Source organism: Paenibacillus sp. LPE1-1-1.1 (assembly GCF_040676435.1).
In the GTDB taxonomy this organism is placed as follows: domain Bacteria; phylum Bacillota; class Bacilli; order Paenibacillales; family Paenibacillaceae; genus Pristimantibacillus.
Window position 1 is genome coordinate 469,171 of sequence record NZ_JBEGHY010000001.1, and the last position, 14,927, is coordinate 484,097.

The 14,927-nt window shown below is 45.6% G+C and carries 14 protein-coding genes and 3 tRNA genes; 3 read left to right on the forward strand and 14 right to left on the reverse strand.

Going from position 1 to position 14,927, the window contains the following annotated elements:
- Positions 1–75: 75 nt before the first annotated feature.
- The 3 genes from MRBLPE1_RS02340 to MRBLPE1_RS02350 form a co-directional block, all read right to left on the reverse strand.
- Positions 76–2,328 (reverse strand): helix-turn-helix domain-containing protein, encoded by a 2,253-nt coding sequence (locus MRBLPE1_RS02340; protein WP_364141018.1) that lies wholly within the window; start codon positions 2,326–2,328, stop codon positions 76–78.
- A gap of 232 nt (positions 2,329–2,560) precedes the next feature.
- The gene (locus MRBLPE1_RS02345) at positions 2,561–3,046 is read right to left on the reverse strand and encodes a hypothetical protein (protein WP_364141021.1); all 486 of its coding nucleotides are present in this window, start codon (positions 3,044–3,046) and stop codon (positions 2,561–2,563) included.
- Between the two features lie 145 nt (positions 3,047–3,191).
- Positions 3,192–3,587 carry an RDD family protein gene (locus tag MRBLPE1_RS02350; RefSeq protein ID WP_364141024.1) on the reverse strand — a complete coding sequence of 132 codons (396 nt, stop codon included), beginning with the start codon at positions 3,585–3,587 and terminating at the stop codon, positions 3,192–3,194.
- 369 nt (positions 3,588–3,956) lie between these two features.
- Between MRBLPE1_RS02350 and MRBLPE1_RS02355 the strand changes: the two genes are divergently transcribed.
- Positions 3,957–4,472, forward strand: a complete 516-nt coding sequence (locus MRBLPE1_RS02355) for a hypothetical protein (protein ID WP_364141027.1) — start codon at positions 3,957–3,959, stop codon at positions 4,470–4,472.
- 83 nt (positions 4,473–4,555) lie between these two features.
- On the opposite strand, the gene MRBLPE1_RS02360 is transcribed toward MRBLPE1_RS02355, so the two are convergent.
- Complete coding sequence (locus MRBLPE1_RS02360; RefSeq protein ID WP_364141029.1) at positions 4,556–4,831, reverse strand: hypothetical protein; 276 nt, start codon at positions 4,829–4,831, stop codon at positions 4,556–4,558.
- 186 nt (positions 4,832–5,017) lie between these two features.
- Between MRBLPE1_RS02360 and MRBLPE1_RS02365 the strand changes: the two genes are divergently transcribed.
- Positions 5,018–5,200 carry an H-type small acid-soluble spore protein gene (locus MRBLPE1_RS02365; protein ID WP_364141031.1) on the forward strand — a complete coding sequence of 61 codons (183 nt, stop codon included), beginning with the start codon at positions 5,018–5,020 and terminating at the stop codon, positions 5,198–5,200.
- A gap of 251 nt (positions 5,201–5,451) precedes the next feature.
- Here the strand turns inward: MRBLPE1_RS02365 and MRBLPE1_RS02370 are convergent, their stop codons facing one another.
- From MRBLPE1_RS02370 to MRBLPE1_RS02400, 7 genes are all read right to left on the reverse strand, one after another.
- The gene (locus tag MRBLPE1_RS02370) at positions 5,452–5,832 is read right to left on the reverse strand and encodes a MerR family transcriptional regulator (RefSeq protein ID WP_364141034.1); all 381 of its coding nucleotides are present in this window, start codon (positions 5,830–5,832) and stop codon (positions 5,452–5,454) included.
- A gap of 103 nt (positions 5,833–5,935) precedes the next feature.
- Complete coding sequence (locus MRBLPE1_RS02375) at positions 5,936–6,916, reverse strand: aldo/keto reductase (RefSeq protein WP_364141037.1); 981 nt, start codon at positions 6,914–6,916, stop codon at positions 5,936–5,938.
- Positions 6,917–7,499: 583 nt separating this feature from the next.
- Complete coding sequence (locus tag MRBLPE1_RS02380) at positions 7,500–7,937, reverse strand: nucleoside triphosphate pyrophosphohydrolase (protein WP_364141040.1); 438 nt, start codon at positions 7,935–7,937, stop codon at positions 7,500–7,502.
- A gap of 279 nt (positions 7,938–8,216) precedes the next feature.
- Positions 8,217–8,302, reverse strand: a tRNA-Leu gene (locus MRBLPE1_RS02385).
- A 21-nt stretch (positions 8,303–8,323) separates the two neighbouring features.
- Positions 8,324–8,400: transfer RNA gene (locus MRBLPE1_RS02390), tRNA-Ile, on the reverse strand.
- Between the two features lie 37 nt (positions 8,401–8,437).
- Positions 8,438–8,514: transfer RNA gene (locus MRBLPE1_RS02395), tRNA-Met, on the reverse strand.
- 108 nt (positions 8,515–8,622) lie between these two features.
- Positions 8,623–8,787: a hypothetical protein gene (locus tag MRBLPE1_RS02400; RefSeq protein WP_364141043.1), complete on the reverse strand. Its 165-nt coding sequence runs from the start codon at positions 8,785–8,787 to the stop codon at positions 8,623–8,625.
- A gap of 229 nt (positions 8,788–9,016) precedes the next feature.
- On the opposite strand from MRBLPE1_RS02400, the gene MRBLPE1_RS02405 reads away from it, so the two are divergent.
- Positions 9,017–9,532: a 2'-5' RNA ligase family protein gene (locus MRBLPE1_RS02405; RefSeq protein WP_364141046.1), complete on the forward strand. Its 516-nt coding sequence runs from the start codon at positions 9,017–9,019 to the stop codon at positions 9,530–9,532.
- A gap of 64 nt (positions 9,533–9,596) precedes the next feature.
- On the opposite strand, the gene MRBLPE1_RS02410 is transcribed toward MRBLPE1_RS02405, so the two are convergent.
- Genes MRBLPE1_RS02410 through MRBLPE1_RS02420 form a run of 3 tightly spaced genes read right to left on the reverse strand, consistent with a single transcriptional unit; the run spans position 9,597 to position 14,925 of the window.
- The gene (locus MRBLPE1_RS02410; RefSeq protein WP_364141049.1) at positions 9,597–11,114 is read right to left on the reverse strand and encodes an ABC transporter substrate-binding protein; all 1,518 of its coding nucleotides are present in this window, start codon (positions 11,112–11,114) and stop codon (positions 9,597–9,599) included.
- 5 nt (positions 11,115–11,119) lie between these two features.
- Positions 11,120–12,010 carry an ABC transporter ATP-binding protein gene (locus MRBLPE1_RS02415; protein ID WP_364144444.1) on the reverse strand — a complete coding sequence of 297 codons (891 nt, stop codon included), beginning with the start codon at positions 12,008–12,010 and terminating at the stop codon, positions 11,120–11,122.
- An 8-nt stretch (positions 12,011–12,018) separates the two neighbouring features.
- Entirely contained in the window at positions 12,019–14,925 is a 2,907-nt protein-coding gene (locus MRBLPE1_RS02420) for an ABC transporter permease (protein WP_364141052.1), read from the reverse strand.
- Positions 14,926–14,927 lie beyond the last annotated feature (2 nt).

Here is a 14,927-nt window from a genome sequence, read left to right on the forward strand (position 1 = left end):
GTTTCCGATCGATAAACCCGATCATTTTATCCTATATTTTGGATGAATCAACCGAACTCGCATGCTAAACTATTTTCAAAAAGTCCCGGTTTGATTGGCTTTTCCCGGTTTTAGCTTCAATCTTCGATAGTCGCCGGGCGTTACTCCGATCACCCGCTTGAATACCCTTCCGAACGTAATCGAGTTGGCATATCCAACCTGAAGCGCGATGCTTTGCACCGAATCCTCGGTTTCCGCAAGCAGCCCCTCGGCATGCTCCATGCGCAGCTGCACGATGAAGTCTACGAATTTCATATTGAACTCCTCTTTAAAGAGGTAGCTGGCATATTTGGCCGAGATATGAAAACGATCGCTCAAATGCTTCAACGACAGGTCCGGATTCGCGAAGTTCTCTTCGATATAAGCCTTCATTTCGGTTATCATCGCATGATGGTTTTTAGTCTCGCAGAAAGCAACGTAGTGATGGTACAACTCCGTTAAATACGCAAGGAACAGACTGCGCAGTTCCGTTAGCGACGTCGTATCGTCTACCGTTTGCTTCCACTGTCCAGCCTTTTCCCCTTTAAAATACTCTTGCAATTCTTCTGAAATGTTTCCAAGCTCGCTGCCCAGCATATCCATCATCGTTTGCAGCAGCATTTGAATATCCTCATCCTTTAAGCAATCGGCTTCCAAGGATTCGAATATTTGCTCCAAGTGCTCGCGCCATAATCCCGTGGAAAGCCGGAATTCCCTTACTAAATCAGCCGCCAGCTGAATATACTTATACGATTTTTTTCCCGCGTTCCCAGGCAGGTCATCGCTCATGATGACAGCTTCCTTGCTGAGCGACAGCTTATGAAGCATCGCATTTACCGCTGATTTATAGGAAATACCGATCTTGGCCCAGCCCTCCAGGACAGGTCCAATCCCGAACGATAAGGACATCCGGAGATTGGCGGATACCCACTCGCCGCCTTTTTCGGCAAATTGGCGGATACGGTCCTTTGCAGCCTTGCTGTCAGTCCCCATGCCGATTATGATCCCCATTCGGCTCTCGCCGATCCATTCTGCCCAAGCAAACATCCCTTCGTCCCGCGCCAGCTCTTGCAATACGTTAGACAAAGCAAATTTCAGCGTATGCTGATCCCTTGCCGAGAAGCCGCTGCGGAAATTGCCGTAATGTCCGATCTCCACCATGATAAAAGCAAACTGCTCCAGCTTCATTCCTGCAGGCAGTACTTTCAGCTTCAACAGCCGTTCCTCTACATTGGCAGACTCTTCGCCTTGGACAAGATCATAAAAAAGCTGCTTCCTGCCAGCCAGCAAATGATCATGCTGCTCTTTTTCGTAATCCTCTGTCTGTTGAATTAAATTTTCCAGCGTGCGGTCAATGAGTGTCAGCTCATCCATCTTCATCCCTAGGCCGCCATTACGAAGCTGAATCGATTCGATTCGATTCATCATTACCCGGATAGGCTTATAATTTTTCCGCGTTATATACAAGATATAAACGATTGCGAATAAGACCGTCAGCACGCCGATTACGACCCAGACGTAAGAAATGACCGACACCCATAAAAAGAGCTGCCCCGCCGCGATACCGCTTTCAAAAGTCCAGCCGAGCATATTCATTTCAACCTTGTTGAGAACCTTGCCGTCCACTTCATCCGAATTCATCGTTGAGAAAAGCAATTGGCCTTCCTTATCGCGAATATGTAGAAACGTTACGGAATCATTTTTCATCGATTGGATCATTCTTTCAACCGCATACATATTCACATTGATAACAACAAGACCTTCCGTTCCAAACGGGAGAGGCTCTCTCTTGTACATGGAAATGACTTTTTTGCCGCTTTCCATGCTTAACTCGTGGTAAGGGCGAATCGTCGACCATCCCTGGTAGGAGGCGTTGGCAAGCGCATGCTCCAGAAAATCCCGATCCGCAAAATCATTCCATGGCACAAGTCCGCTCAGCGTCAGCACCTGCTTGTCTTCGATCCGGTAAACATACATCGAGTCGATTAAACTATCATTCGCAATCAGGCCGCGCATGCTGTCTACCACTTCAAACATAACCTCATGATTTTCCGTTGTCCGATCCACATTCAAAAAATTGCGGTATTGTTCGTTTTTCTCCACTTCCTCAAGCACATCCGTCTCAATCCCTCTTAACGAACGCGATAACGTATCCATGATATAACCGGTTGAAATGCGATCCGCTTTCACCGTTTCATTATGGGAGATTTCATTGACCATGAGAAATGATAAAAAAGTCAGCATCGTTATCGTAAATAAAAAAATAGGAAAATATGAAAGCAGCATTCTGCGGTACCAGCTTTTTTTCATAACCTTCACTCCTCTTCTTGGCCACCCGTATTTCCAGCAAAGATTTTCATATGTTTGAAATGGTCCACCTATTCTATCAAAAGTAAGGTAAGCGCTTTCTCTCCTTATTCTAAAAGATTCATATAAGCAAAGCAATCCATTTGCAACTTTTAAACTCCAGCAAAAAAAGACCCGAATGAAGGACGTTTGTTGATCAGTCCTTCTTCCGGGTCTTTTATTAATTAATGGCGCATTACTGCTTATCGAACCAATTATAAAAATACTGGTTGATATATTGGCCGGCAAGCAGGAACGGGAGTGTATCCTCTTCCTGAAAGGATTCTTTGCCTTTAATATTGAAATACAACCAAAGCGCCAGCCCTTCCGCAAAAGCGCCGGAATGATAATCCGTTCCATTCAGCAGCTTGGATATCGTTGACATGCAATCTTCAAAAGCAGCTTCCCCAGCAGGGTGGAGCGCTTGGAGCTTTATTTTCAAATAGGAATAAATATAAGGAAACGCTTTGCTGCCTGATAATGCCGAGCTGAAAAGCGCTGTCGATACGGCCGCGGTCATAATACCCGACTTCCACCGCTCTGCATGTTCCTTCAAGGAAACATCCTCTCCAAACCGTTCAAGAAGATCATTGTAAAGCGTATCCCTTAAGGAATATATCTCCGCATATAAACGACGTGAGTTATGCTTCAGCGTAGTCTCCTCGTTCGCGTGCTCGATCATGTAATCCCCGCTTTCCTATGACTTAGGCAAGTAACCGCCTCTTCTAGTTTACTTCAAACAAATTCAAGAAAGCAAAAACAGATTTATGGAGGCAATAAAAAAGGCTTGCTGCGATTTCATGCAGCAAGCCTCTAAAGAAGTTAGGTTAGTTCACCGACACTACTTCCGTTCCTGCAATAAAATCATGTATGGCTCTCTTATCCTCGCGAAGCCCAACCATAAACGCGCTTATGATAACCGCAATCCCGAGCGTCAGAGAATACACAAGCCCGCCTACGACATTTCGAAGCAGCATCGTGCCGATTCCTGGACTTGAACCGTCAAGCTTCCGAATTTGAACGCCGCAAATCCTTTTGCCGATCGTAAAGCCGTTCCAAAAAACAGGTAACAGCAGCGTGTAGAGAAAGGAAATCACATCCGTAAAATACTCCCTTCCCTCAAGTCCGCCCGTGATCAGCAGCGAAATAATAAATAACGGAATACCGACAATCAAACCGTCCAACAAGGAAGCGCCTAACCGGATCCAGAAGCCAGCATTCATGCGTGCAAACCCCTCCTGTAACTAATCATATTGACGTTCACTGACGATTCATTCGCTCATCAATTAAGGTATATGTCAGTCTCATTCGAATGATTACCATGCAGACTTTTCTTATTCATTTGAAGCTCGTATTCGAGAACATAAACGGCATTTCCGATTTCCAGAATCGGTGCATCCTATCTGCCATAGCGACAAGTACGCAGCCATGTTTTAACGCAATTGTGGACCTACCTACTATTATTTTTGATAGTTTAGCAAAACAAATTCCAAACCGTAACGTTATTTTCCGCATAATATGGTAATCCTTTTACTAGACGCACCGAAGTAATGTTACTTTGCGTTAACTTCATTAAAGGAGGTTCATTTTGCGTGGATTCGACCAGGGACCTATTAATCAAAAAAGCTTACGCCAATCCAAGCTTGAGGCAAAATATCCTTAACAAAGGCATCATCTATCTCTACTGCGACTACTCTGGCTTCATTGCGCAAAATAATTATGCCGTAGCATGCTGCTTTGTCTACAATAAAACGATAAGCGTGACCGCCAAAAAACTGGGCATCGAAAATGATCGGGGCTCGAACTACGGTGAATTATTCGCTGTCCTTTACAGCCTTGAAACGCTGGAAAACGCGCTAAAAGAACATCAGCCAAAAAATGTTTTCATTTACACGGATTTTAGCCGGATCGAACAAATCATATCGGGTAAGTACTTTTCAAATCCGTATTACGAACAAATACGGGATGAAATTATTGCTTCTAGAAACCACTTACAGCGGATGTACCCCTTAATTGACGTGAAAATAAAATACATAGGAAGACATAAAAAAAATAATACGCTGCACCGGTTGGCTCATAATGCTTCAAGACTTGCTGCAATGAAGTAAGAAAATCTTGATGCTTATCGCATGATCAAGAAAGAGCCCTCGGAACAATCCGAAGGCTCTTTTGAGCAAAATAACATTATTTTTTATTGAAGAGGATTGTTTTGTAGAGACATGGCTGCGGCTTGAGCCTGCTGCAGCTTTTGCTGAGCCTTCTGAATGTCCTGATGTTCCTTTTTGACCTGTTGTTGCGCTTGCAATACTTGTTGCGTTTCCGCCTGCAGCAGTTGTTCCGCTTCTAATAATTCTTGGTTTTCTTCTTGCAGCTGCTCATGCGCGATTAGTACTTCTAGCTGCGCTTCTTGTAATTTTTGATTCTCCTGAAGATTGGTTGCGATCTGCTGTAGATTTCGATTTACCATTAAGTGAGCCTCCAATCATTAGTGTAATTGTCCTTTGTTGACCAATAATTATTGTGCGCTGCATCACATTTTTTATGCCTTCGCTTTCATTTCATGACATGTTTTGTTTAGGAAGCATCTAAGGCCGGAATAAAATAAATAACAGATCGAGATACTACATAAAATCAAAAAATGAAGGAGATTGTCATGAATAAACAACGAGCAATGGAAATTTCCGAATCACCGACTATGGAAAACGTGACTTATCAAGGAACTCCGGTCTATATTCAGCATGTTAATGAAAATGAGACCGCGAGGATCTATCCTCTTGGTAATCCAGATCAAGAAATAACGGTATCGTTAGAAAGTCTGGTTGAGAACTTCAGTTAAAGCAGCCTTAAACCAGTGAAACAAATGGAATGTAAAATAAAAACGCCCACTACGGAATTTGGTCAAGCCCCAATATTGTAGACTTGAAAAAAAACTATGAACTGAACTATTTAAATGACAAAGCGGCAGACCAGAAATCGGTCTGCCGCTTCAATGATTGAACTATCGTGTCCCGCTAGCGTAATCTACCAACTTATTGAAGTCTCGAACTATTCCTTTTGCCTGACCTATATTATCAAGTGCCCAGCGGGTTAAGATAGAAGCTTTGGACTTATTTCCGAGTTTGCTTGTTCATATCCTGCAATTTTATCATCCATCCGTCCCAGTACTTTCGTCATTTCTTCCATTTTAGTCATGAGATTCTTACGCTGCTCGATTAGGAGTTCTTTTCTCGCTTCTATGGTCTCTTCACCCTGTACATACAACCTAGCGTACTCCATCAATAATTCAACTGAAAAACCTATGCCTCGCATACATTTGACATGTTCAACCCATCTGCAGTCTTCCTCCGTATAATTCCTGATTCCACCTTTAGTACGGTTTACTCGCGGAATCAGTCCGATTCGTTCATAGTAGCGGAGCGTATCCGCTGACAGATTAATTTTTTTGCTTACTTCTGCGATTGTCATCATGGGGGCACCTCCTATTAACTTAGTGCAGTAATTCCTTTCTTAAAAGGGTACTTGGAGAAATAGCGGATCACCGTTTTCTTCGGTGGTCCAATTCGAATGCTCATTACTGATGACCAACGATACGGTGCGGTACATACGGTTCTTCCAACGCCGCAATTTCTTCTGGTGTTAACGTAATCGAAAGTGCATCTACCGCATCCTTAAGATGTGACATTTTAGTTGCACCGACAATGGGAGAGGTTATTGGTTCCTTCTGCAACAGCCATGCAAGTGCAATTTGAACGCGTGGTACTTCATATTTTTCTGCGATAGCCGCAACCTGATCGATGATCAATCGATCGGTATCTGCAGTAGCATCATATTTCTGTCTCACAATTTGATCGGTTTCTGAACGATACGTTTTTTCCTGCGAATCCTTAGTTAATCTTCCCCCTGCGAGCGGGCTATAGGGAATCACACCGATTTTTTCTGCCTTACAGAGTGGCAGCATCTCTCTCTCTTCTTCACGGTAGATGAGATTGTAATGATTTTGCATAGACACAAACCTGGTCCATCCGTTTTTCTCTGCTACATGTAGTGCCTTCAAAAATTGCCATGCGTACATGGCAGAAGCACCTATATACCTTGCCTTCCCTGCCTTCACCACATCATGCATGGCTTCCATTGTCTCTTCGATGGGTGTATTGTAATCCCAGCGGTGAATTTGGTACAGATCCACATAATCTGTTCCCAACCGCATCAGGCTTTTATCTATTTCACTCATGATTGCTTTTCGGGAAAGCCCGGCACCGTTTGGACCCTCATGCATACGGCCATTAACTTTTGTTGCGAGTACGATTTCATCCCGATTTGCAAATTCCTTTAAAGCTCTTCCAATAAACTCCTCACTTGTTCCGGCTGAATAGACATTCGCCGTATCAAAAAAATTGATACCAAGCTCCAAAGCTTGTTTAATAATTGGACGGCTGCCCGCTTCATCAAGTACCCATTGATGCCCCCCCTGTACGACTACACCAAAACCCATACAGCCAAGACAAATACGGGATACTTCCAAACCGGTATTTCCAAGTTTCACATAATCCATTTGATTGATTCCTCACTTTCCAATAGAGATATATTGTTTCATTCAAATACAGTTTACTCCTTAGAGTTAACTTCAAGTCAAGCTAACCTGCCCGTTAACTTAATGAAGTCCAGTTCTAACATTTGATTTTTGTCTAACACACTCATGCTGTAAATTGTAGTCGATACAATCGCCCTTGATCCGCTGCTTTATTCGCCATCAGGGTCAGCCTGCTTACGCTTAATATATCGATAGTATGAACTTCTCCATACATCAAGCAATTCACATAACAGAGTCACTGGAGTCTGCTTGTACGTCCATTTATCCTCCTCGTGTAAACGTACGGTTTCTTCCCTTACTTCATTTGAATACAATTTATTCCATTGCTCTCTTTTCCTCATAAAAATACACCCCTAAAGTATCATCGGTTTCCCATATGGGTTTTTCCAATGTCTACTATAAGGGGTGCACTTCAATTCCGATCGTGGGCGTTTTTATTGATTAGTTCAATTGAGCAATTCAAAGTATGTTTTGCTGCAGCCAAGGTAATTGCTTTTATACCATTTATCGATTTTAGCTACCTTTTAAGTTATTAACCTCTGTTTTATATGATCATATGCCTTTTCAATAAAAGGCTTGATTTGTTCAATATCTTTAACCCATCCCTAGCAATGAGTTCTTCTTTTGCAAAATATTGTTTGAATACCTTCTCATTCCCGTTTTCACTGACACTTACCAAAAGCAATTTCTCTTCGAAACCGCCACGTTGTTCTTTCTTTAATTGTCTTTTCTTTTCGAAATCCTCTAAGCTAATTCCTTCATTCTCCAAAAATCCATATATAACCTCCACCATATCAGCTAGTTCTGATATCTGTTCATCAACTGACTTAGCTTCCAGAAACTCATTCAATTCTTCCTTCATCTTTGTTTTAAGAGCATTTGCAAACTCATGTTCATCAAGAACTCTAACTACACATGTTTTTCCGCTAGATTCAATAATGTGCGGGATCTTATCTCTTACAAGCTTATTATATGTAATCATTTTTTTAGTCCTTCCTTAAATTAATCCTGATTTACGCAATCTTTTGTGATGAATCTTAAAACTGTATTTTCATGAAAATATAAGATAAAGTTCAATTTACCAATACTGCATTCTTTCCATAAAAAAACTCCCTCCCACACTTGTTTATTGCAAGTGTTGAGAGAGAGTTTTTTGCTTTACGTTCAGTATACTTATAAAGAATAAGTATTCAGAACCTTCGGCATTTGTAAAGCTTATGTACTTCGTGAAAACCATTGAAAGCTCAAGGTTTTCTAGGTATGCCGAGGACGGGAATCGAACCCGTACGGTGGTCACCCACCGCAGGATTTTAAGTCCTGTGCGTCTGCCAGTTCCGCCACCCCGGCATGTTGTGAAAGTTTTGCTTATGGTGGGCCCTGAGGGACTCGAACCCCCGACCAATCGGTTATGAGCCGACCGCTCTAACCAACTGAGCTAAGGGCCCTCGAAAAACGTATATTTCAACGTATTCATCGAAAGGTTGGTTGCGGGGGCAGGATTTGAACCTGCGGCCTTCGGGTTATGAGCCCGACGAGCTACCGGGCTGCTCCACCCCGCGACGTATATCCATTTGAGCAAAGCTTCTTGAAATGGCGACATAAAATAATATACTATATGAGCATCATTTAAGTCAAGCAAAATATTCTATTTTATTTTTGACTCTTTTTTAAGGGATAAATCTGACGCCAAATCGCCCCTTGCGCGACCGGAAAACCTCGACTTCACGAGGGCTTTCATAACCATGAATCCACCAGTCGTTTTCCATCCTTCTAACCAGGCACCCCGCTTGAAATTTCGTCTCGTATAGGCGAACCCAGTACACCCATCTCATGCGAATCCCTCCACTGTTTTATAGAATAAGCAGCATGCTGCCGCTTCAATAAAGGTTGTAGCCATTAGAATACCCCAAACGACAGATAATACAAGTAAACATAGTCTTTCTGATCGCATTTGACGAAATTCACGACTCCGCATGACCGAAAGTTAAAATTTTTCAACTTCTTAAAATTTATACAAATCGGGTATACTCAAATTAGGTCAATTTGAAGGAGCTGAAGTTCATGTTATATGGCATCGTCGTTTTTCCGGAAAAACATGTACAGGATTTCGCGAACAGCTGGCGAAGACGGCATGATCCGCATTACTCGGCCATCCCTGCCCATCTAACGGTAAGAGAAGCTGAAGAATGGTCGGATGACGGGCTGCAGGGAGCTGTGAATCATTTGGAGCAGATCACGACGGCGCTGCCCCCGTTCTCCATCCATTTGAACCGAGTCTCAACCTTCTATCCGGTCAATCATGTGCTTTACCTTGCGCTTCAAGACACCGTTTCTATGCAAAAGCTTCACGAGCTGGTTTGCAGCGGCCCATTGACGATCCCGGAGCCGCCTAAGTATGTTTTCACGCCGCATCTTACGATCGGGCAGGAGCTCCCGGCAGATGAGCTTCATGATTTGTACGGCAATCTCCGCATGCAAGCCATTGACCTATCTTCGAGAATAGATCGAGTACATCTGCTTTATCAAACCGATAACGGGTCCTGGACCGCGTATCAGTCGTTTATTTTAAGAGGATAGCCAGAAAGAAGCAACAAGCCCGTAAACGACACTAGGGTCGCTTACGGGCTTGTTGCTTTATTCATTATCTAGGCATGATGTCGATTGGTCCGCCTCCGCCTTCTACGCCTCCATTAGGATTCGTTTTCAAGCGTTCCAGCACCGCGTTACCACGGGTTTCCCACTCGGCAAGCGCTTCTTTTGCGGTTTTTGTTTTCTTAATAACCTCTTGGAACAGCTCGTATCCAGGTTGTTGAGCTTCCCAAATTCCTGGTTTTTCACGGAAAATTTTATCGGCGTCCGTGCTCGTTGGAGGAAGCGGCTTAAGTGAAGTAAAGGCGTCCATGTTATATTGCATGCCGCCGATTGGCGTCAAAAACTCTTTACGGGCAACCATTTCGTACAAGCTTCTCGACTTCAGCTTAGCCCATTCTTTGCTGTTCGAAAATTTGATAAATTCCCATGCGTCTTTATCATTTTGAGCTTTGCTGTTTATTCCCATCAATTGGCTTAGATAAATGCTGCCGCCTACATCCGGATCGTTCGGGTGCACCGGTACGGTAACCACATCCCAGTCTACTGGCTCGAAATCTTTGATTTTCGAGGCGTTGTCCGAAGCTTTCTTAAGCTCATTGATATAGCCGTATTCCCCGATTGTCATGGCTACCTTGCCTTTGATAAACAGATCGCCATAGAACGGATCATTTACATTGCCGCCGTCAGCAGCCAGCTTCTCATTCATTTTGTTAATGAATTCTTGGGTAGGAATAATTTCCTCTTGATAGAGAGTAGAAACCGTGTTCCATACATTTTCCCATTGCTCGCTGTTTACGAGCATTTTCTCGCCTTTGTCATCCCACATTTTCAATTGCAGAGCTTGGCTGTATACTTGAGTGTCGTTGAAGCCATCGGATGGCCATCGGTTAAACGCAAATCCGAATTTGCGTTCTTCACCCTCACCTTTTGCTACTTGGCGTGCAAGATTAAGCACATCCGCCCACTGCATTTTGTCTGTTGGAGGCGTTACGCCGGCATCGGCAAACAATTTTTTGTTGTAATACAGCGCAGAAGAGCTGAAAGTAGGTGTTAAAGCATACAGATTGCCGTCTCCCGCTGACTTAATTCCATCGATCACGGTCGGAACATAATCGCTGAGATCAAATTTATCCTGCTGCACTAAAGGATCAAGCGGTTGAAGCAGGTTATCCTGCGTCATACGGCGCAGCATATTGTAATCAAGGACTACAACATCCACCGGATTCGTCCCGTTCAGCATTTCTTTCATTTTCTCATACGGATCTGGCTGCGTTACCGGCTTTGCTGGATCTGTCTGTTCAAAGCGTTGTTCATCATAATTGATTGCGCCAACGATTTCAAATTCAATATTCGGGTGGGACATTTCATACATGTCGGTATATTGCTGGCGGAAATACGGCTCATTATCCGAACCACCATATAAAACGCCAACCCGCAATACCCGTTTTTCCGTAGAACTGTCTGAGCCGCTGCTGCATGCAGCGAGCAATCCAATAAGCAAAGCAAGCGTCAAGCTTACTAAAGTAAATTTGCGAATACGAATTCCTGAAGACCGTTTATTATTCATCCGATTTAACCCCCCAATGATTTAGGCGGAGTGATAATGATCCGCTCACCGTCAAACTCCATCGTTGCTTTATCCTTAATGTTTAATGCAGCTAAATACTCTTTCGGCACTTGTAAACGTCCAACTCGATCTACAACGACATAGGCTTCATGCACAGATTGCAGTCCGCTGGTGACAGCCGGAAGCCCTGCCTCACCTCCATCAGGATTAATATTCGGATTACGTTTTATAAATTCCGTGCTGGTTAAACCGTCACGGATTGCAACCACTCGGTCGACCTTGCCCGCAAGCGTCAAATCATGGGTAACAATGACAATCGTAATCCCGAGCTCGCGGTTAAGCCTGCGAAAAATCTCCATGATTAAGTCGGAGGTCGTTGTATCCACGGAGCCGGTCGGCTCATCCGCCAGCAGCAGCTTGGGGCGATTCGAAAGCGAAATCGCGATGGCAACCCTTTGCTGCTCTCCTCCTGATAATTGATGGAGCTTATTGTGCATCCGCTCTTTGAGGCCGACCCACTCCAGCAGCTGCTTGGCATAGGCGCGGTCAACCTTGCCGGACAACATCATCGGCATCTCGACGTTTTCAAGCGCGGAGAGGTAAGGCAGCAGGTTGCGGGCATTATTTTGCCAAATGAAGCCTACTGTCTCCCGCTTGTATTGAACGAGATCCTCTTCGGTAATTTTAAGCAAATCCCAAGGACCTACGCGCACCTGTCCGGCAGAGGGGCGGTCAAGGCCGCCCAGCGTATTCAGCAGCGTCGATTTCCCGCTCCCGCTGTTGCCAATGATAGCCATCAGCTCGCCTTCATTTACTTTCAGGTTAAGACCCTGCAGGGCTACGACTTCCAAATCGTCGGTTTTATAGATTTTGACCAAGCCTTCGCAATCGATCATCGCTGTTGTCATCGTTCCTCTCCCATCTTGACCGCTTGATGCACTCTCAGCCTGCGAATATGCAGGAAGAGCAGCATCGCGCCGATCAGCATCATGACTCCGACTACGACGAACAATTGATTCGTATCATTCGAATCGAATATCACGCGGAACGGCGGCACCGTCTCTGCTACATTTTCTGTTGTTTGAAGGAAAGGCAGGAAGAGCAAGCTGACTGCTTTCCCGATTAGCACGCCTAGACCGATCGCAAGACCTGCGGTGAACAGCTGCTCTAGCAGCAGCATGCCCGTAAGTTGTTTGCGCGATAGACCCATCGCTCGCAATACGCCGAACTGGACCACGCGTCCCGATAGATTAAAGAACCAAAACAGCACATAGCCAGCCAGCGTAATGATCACCGAAACGAGAAAACCTAAGCTCAAAATTCCGAATACGCCGCCTCGCGTAGGAAGCTTAGACTGTGAAATCAGTTCGCTTCTTACGTCTTTGACCGATGCAAGCTCAATGCCCGCCTTCTGCAGGTCCGTTACGATAGGAGCTACCTTCGCATCCGGCTTCATCTTGAGCCATACCTCGTACGGAATGAGCGGCAGCTGGTCATAAATATAGTCTAAATTCGTAATAATAAACGGCGATTTGTCCGGATATTGGCTAGGCCAATAAGGCAGGATGCCGACCACGACAAAATCAACTTTGCCTTCTGCGAAGCCGACAGACACCGGATCGCCCAGCTTCAACTGATATTTCTCTGCTACTTTAGAAGGAATGAGTGCAGCATGCTCATACAAGCCTAAATTATTTAAATAGTGATAAGGGTGGACGGGGTACAAATCGTTGCGGAACCAGCCGACTTTGGCAAAATCCACGTTATCGATCCCCATCACCGTACCTTGGCCAATCGATTTGCCAGAGATGACAACGCTGCCCTTCGCCTGAAGCACCCGGGCAGCCGCTTCTACGCCTTCTAGTGTGCGGAACAGCTCGAAAGGTGGTTCACTGTACAAAATCTTTGTGGGCACGCTTTGACCGCCGCCCCCGCCGGAACCGCCTCCCGCTCCGCCGCCAGACCCTCCTCCGGCCCCTCCGCCGCTGCCGGAACCGCCGCCGCTTCCTCCGGAGCCTCCGCTGCCTGGATTCGTTGTCACTTCGGCCGAGCCTTCCCATACCGTTTGGATGGTAACGTCAGCTCCGTATTTATACAGCGTTCGTTCCGTCGAGTTCAAATCGATGGTTCGGGCTGCTGATGCGTTGTAAACGCCGAGTCCAAGCGTCAGCACTAACAGAATCATTAGCGGATAATATCCTTTGGAAGAACGGGACAACTGCATCAGCGTCAAATATAGCGGTACAGGCAAAAATTTGCGTCCGAGCCATGTAAACAGCTTCAGCAGCCACGGAAACAGCCTTAAGAAAAACAACCCAAGCGCAAAAATCGATAGTGCCGGCACGAAAAACAGGAACGGCTGAACATTTAGTTGATCCGTTGTCATACCGGTTTTGAACGTCAGCATCTGGCGCTCATTGAACATATACCAGCCATAGCCAGCAGCGGCTATCAATAGGACATCCAGATACCAGCGCTGCCAGCCCGGCTTGCGGTCAGAGCGCGCCAGATCCTGCTTGTAGCTTACGATTGATGATCTTGCGTAAATGATTGCTGGAATAATCGTAGCCATCAGTGCGAGCAGTACGGCTGCGCCTCCTGCGATCATCGCTTCCGTCGAGAAACCTACCGGTATCGATTTCCGATTAACGAAAGAGAGGAAGCCGTTGGCCGATCCAATGCTCTTCGCCATAAACCAGCCGAGAAAGGGGCCGCTCGCTAGAGCAATGCCGCCAAGCAGGAGACCTTCCAGCAAATAAATCCAAATAATCTGCCGCGTGCCTGCTCCCCGGCTTCGCAGCACGGCAATGTCGCTTCGCTGTTTATCCAGCGACTGGCGGGCATTCATGGCAATGAAGAAAAACACCATAGCGAGCATTGGAGCCGCGAGCGTAAATAGCAGCGTCTGCAGCTGCAAGCTCTGCTTCTTGAATTCCGATAGGGTGGACGCAAAAGAAATTTCTACTCGGGTGTCCTTGAGACGCTGATACAACTCAATATTTAATCGTTCAAGCGTCTTCCCCAGCGGCGTTAATTGGCTCGTTTGAATTTCCGAAAGATTAAAAGCGTAATACCAGCTGGCATTATGCAGCGGAATGCCTTTTTTTGCAAGCAATACCTTTTCAAAAGCCGCTTCGCTAACCTGGAATGTGCCCAGCAAGCTCTCCATTCCTTGATACCAGTATGAACTCGTATCCGTTAGCGGTTTGACGGCTCCGACGATCTTCACCCGTAAAGTAAGATCAAGACCGCCGTATATCGGATATTCAAATACGTCGCCGATATGTATATCGTTACGGTACATCGCTTCCTCGAACATGACAGCTTCGAGCAGCTCACCGTCGCCTTCCGCGTTTACGAACCATCTTCCTTGGGTGAGCTCAGTGTTCGCTTCCAGCCCGGACATCGTCATAATCGTCAGCTGCCGGTTTCTTCCCGCATCGACCTTCGAGGGATCTTCAGGTACGACTTCCGAGCCCCGAATGGAGTAGCTGTTCACATACGTAGTGAAAGGAAAGCCGATCTCCTTCGGCACTCCATCAGAAATGTAACGCTCAAGCTCCGACAATGCTGATAGGTCCGTTTTACCGCCGGCAGGTGATTGATACCTCATCAACAGCGAGCCTGCCGGTAATCCGGCGCTCTTCTGCTGCAGGGATTCGGCTACGACTCTCTTGAGAGCGCCGTCTGCGTACATCGGAATACTCGTTGCAAACGCAACCGCCAATGTCAGTCCCGCGAGCGTGCTTAAGGTTAGCCAGCGCGTGTTCCACATTTTGCGGAACAAAAAACGAAACAGCGGAATTCCCATTG

Excerpts from the sequence above, each read along its gene's own strand:
- MRBLPE1_RS02340 (WP_364141018.1), bottom strand. The coding sequence starts at position 2,328 with ATGAAAAAAAGCTGGTACCGCAGAATGCTGCTTTCATATTTTCCTATT.
- MRBLPE1_RS02345 (WP_364141021.1), bottom strand. The coding sequence starts at position 3,046 with ATGATCGAGCACGCGAACGAGGAGACTACGCTGAAGCATAACTCACGT.
- MRBLPE1_RS02350 (WP_364141024.1), bottom strand. The coding sequence starts at position 3,587 with ATGAATGCTGGCTTCTGGATCCGGTTAGGCGCTTCCTTGTTGGACGGT.
- MRBLPE1_RS02360 (WP_364141029.1), bottom strand. The coding sequence starts at position 4,831 with ATGGTAAATCGAAATCTACAGCAGATCGCAACCAATCTTCAGGAGAAT.
- MRBLPE1_RS02365 (WP_364141031.1), top strand. The coding sequence starts at position 5,018 with ATGAATAAACAACGAGCAATGGAAATTTCCGAATCACCGACTATGGAA.
- MRBLPE1_RS02370 (WP_364141034.1), bottom strand. The coding sequence starts at position 5,832 with ATGATGACAATCGCAGAAGTAAGCAAAAAAATTAATCTGTCAGCGGAT.
- MRBLPE1_RS02375 (WP_364141037.1), bottom strand. The coding sequence starts at position 6,916 with ATGGATTATGTGAAACTTGGAAATACCGGTTTGGAAGTATCCCGTATT.
- MRBLPE1_RS02380 (WP_364141040.1), bottom strand. The coding sequence starts at position 7,937 with ATGATTACATATAATAAGCTTGTAAGAGATAAGATCCCGCACATTATT.
- MRBLPE1_RS02400 (WP_364141043.1), bottom strand. The coding sequence starts at position 8,787 with ATGAGATGGGTGTACTGGGTTCGCCTATACGAGACGAAATTTCAAGCG.
- MRBLPE1_RS02405 (WP_364141046.1), top strand. The coding sequence starts at position 9,017 with ATGTTATATGGCATCGTCGTTTTTCCGGAAAAACATGTACAGGATTTC.
- MRBLPE1_RS02410 (WP_364141049.1), bottom strand. The coding sequence starts at position 11,114 with ATGAATAATAAACGGTCTTCAGGAATTCGTATTCGCAAATTTACTTTA.
- MRBLPE1_RS02415 (WP_364144444.1), bottom strand. The coding sequence starts at position 12,010 with ATGATCGATTGCGAAGGCTTGGTCAAAATCTATAAAACCGACGATTTG.
- MRBLPE1_RS02420 (WP_364141052.1), bottom strand. The coding sequence starts at position 14,925 with ATGGGAATTCCGCTGTTTCGTTTTTTGTTCCGCAAAATGTGGAACACG.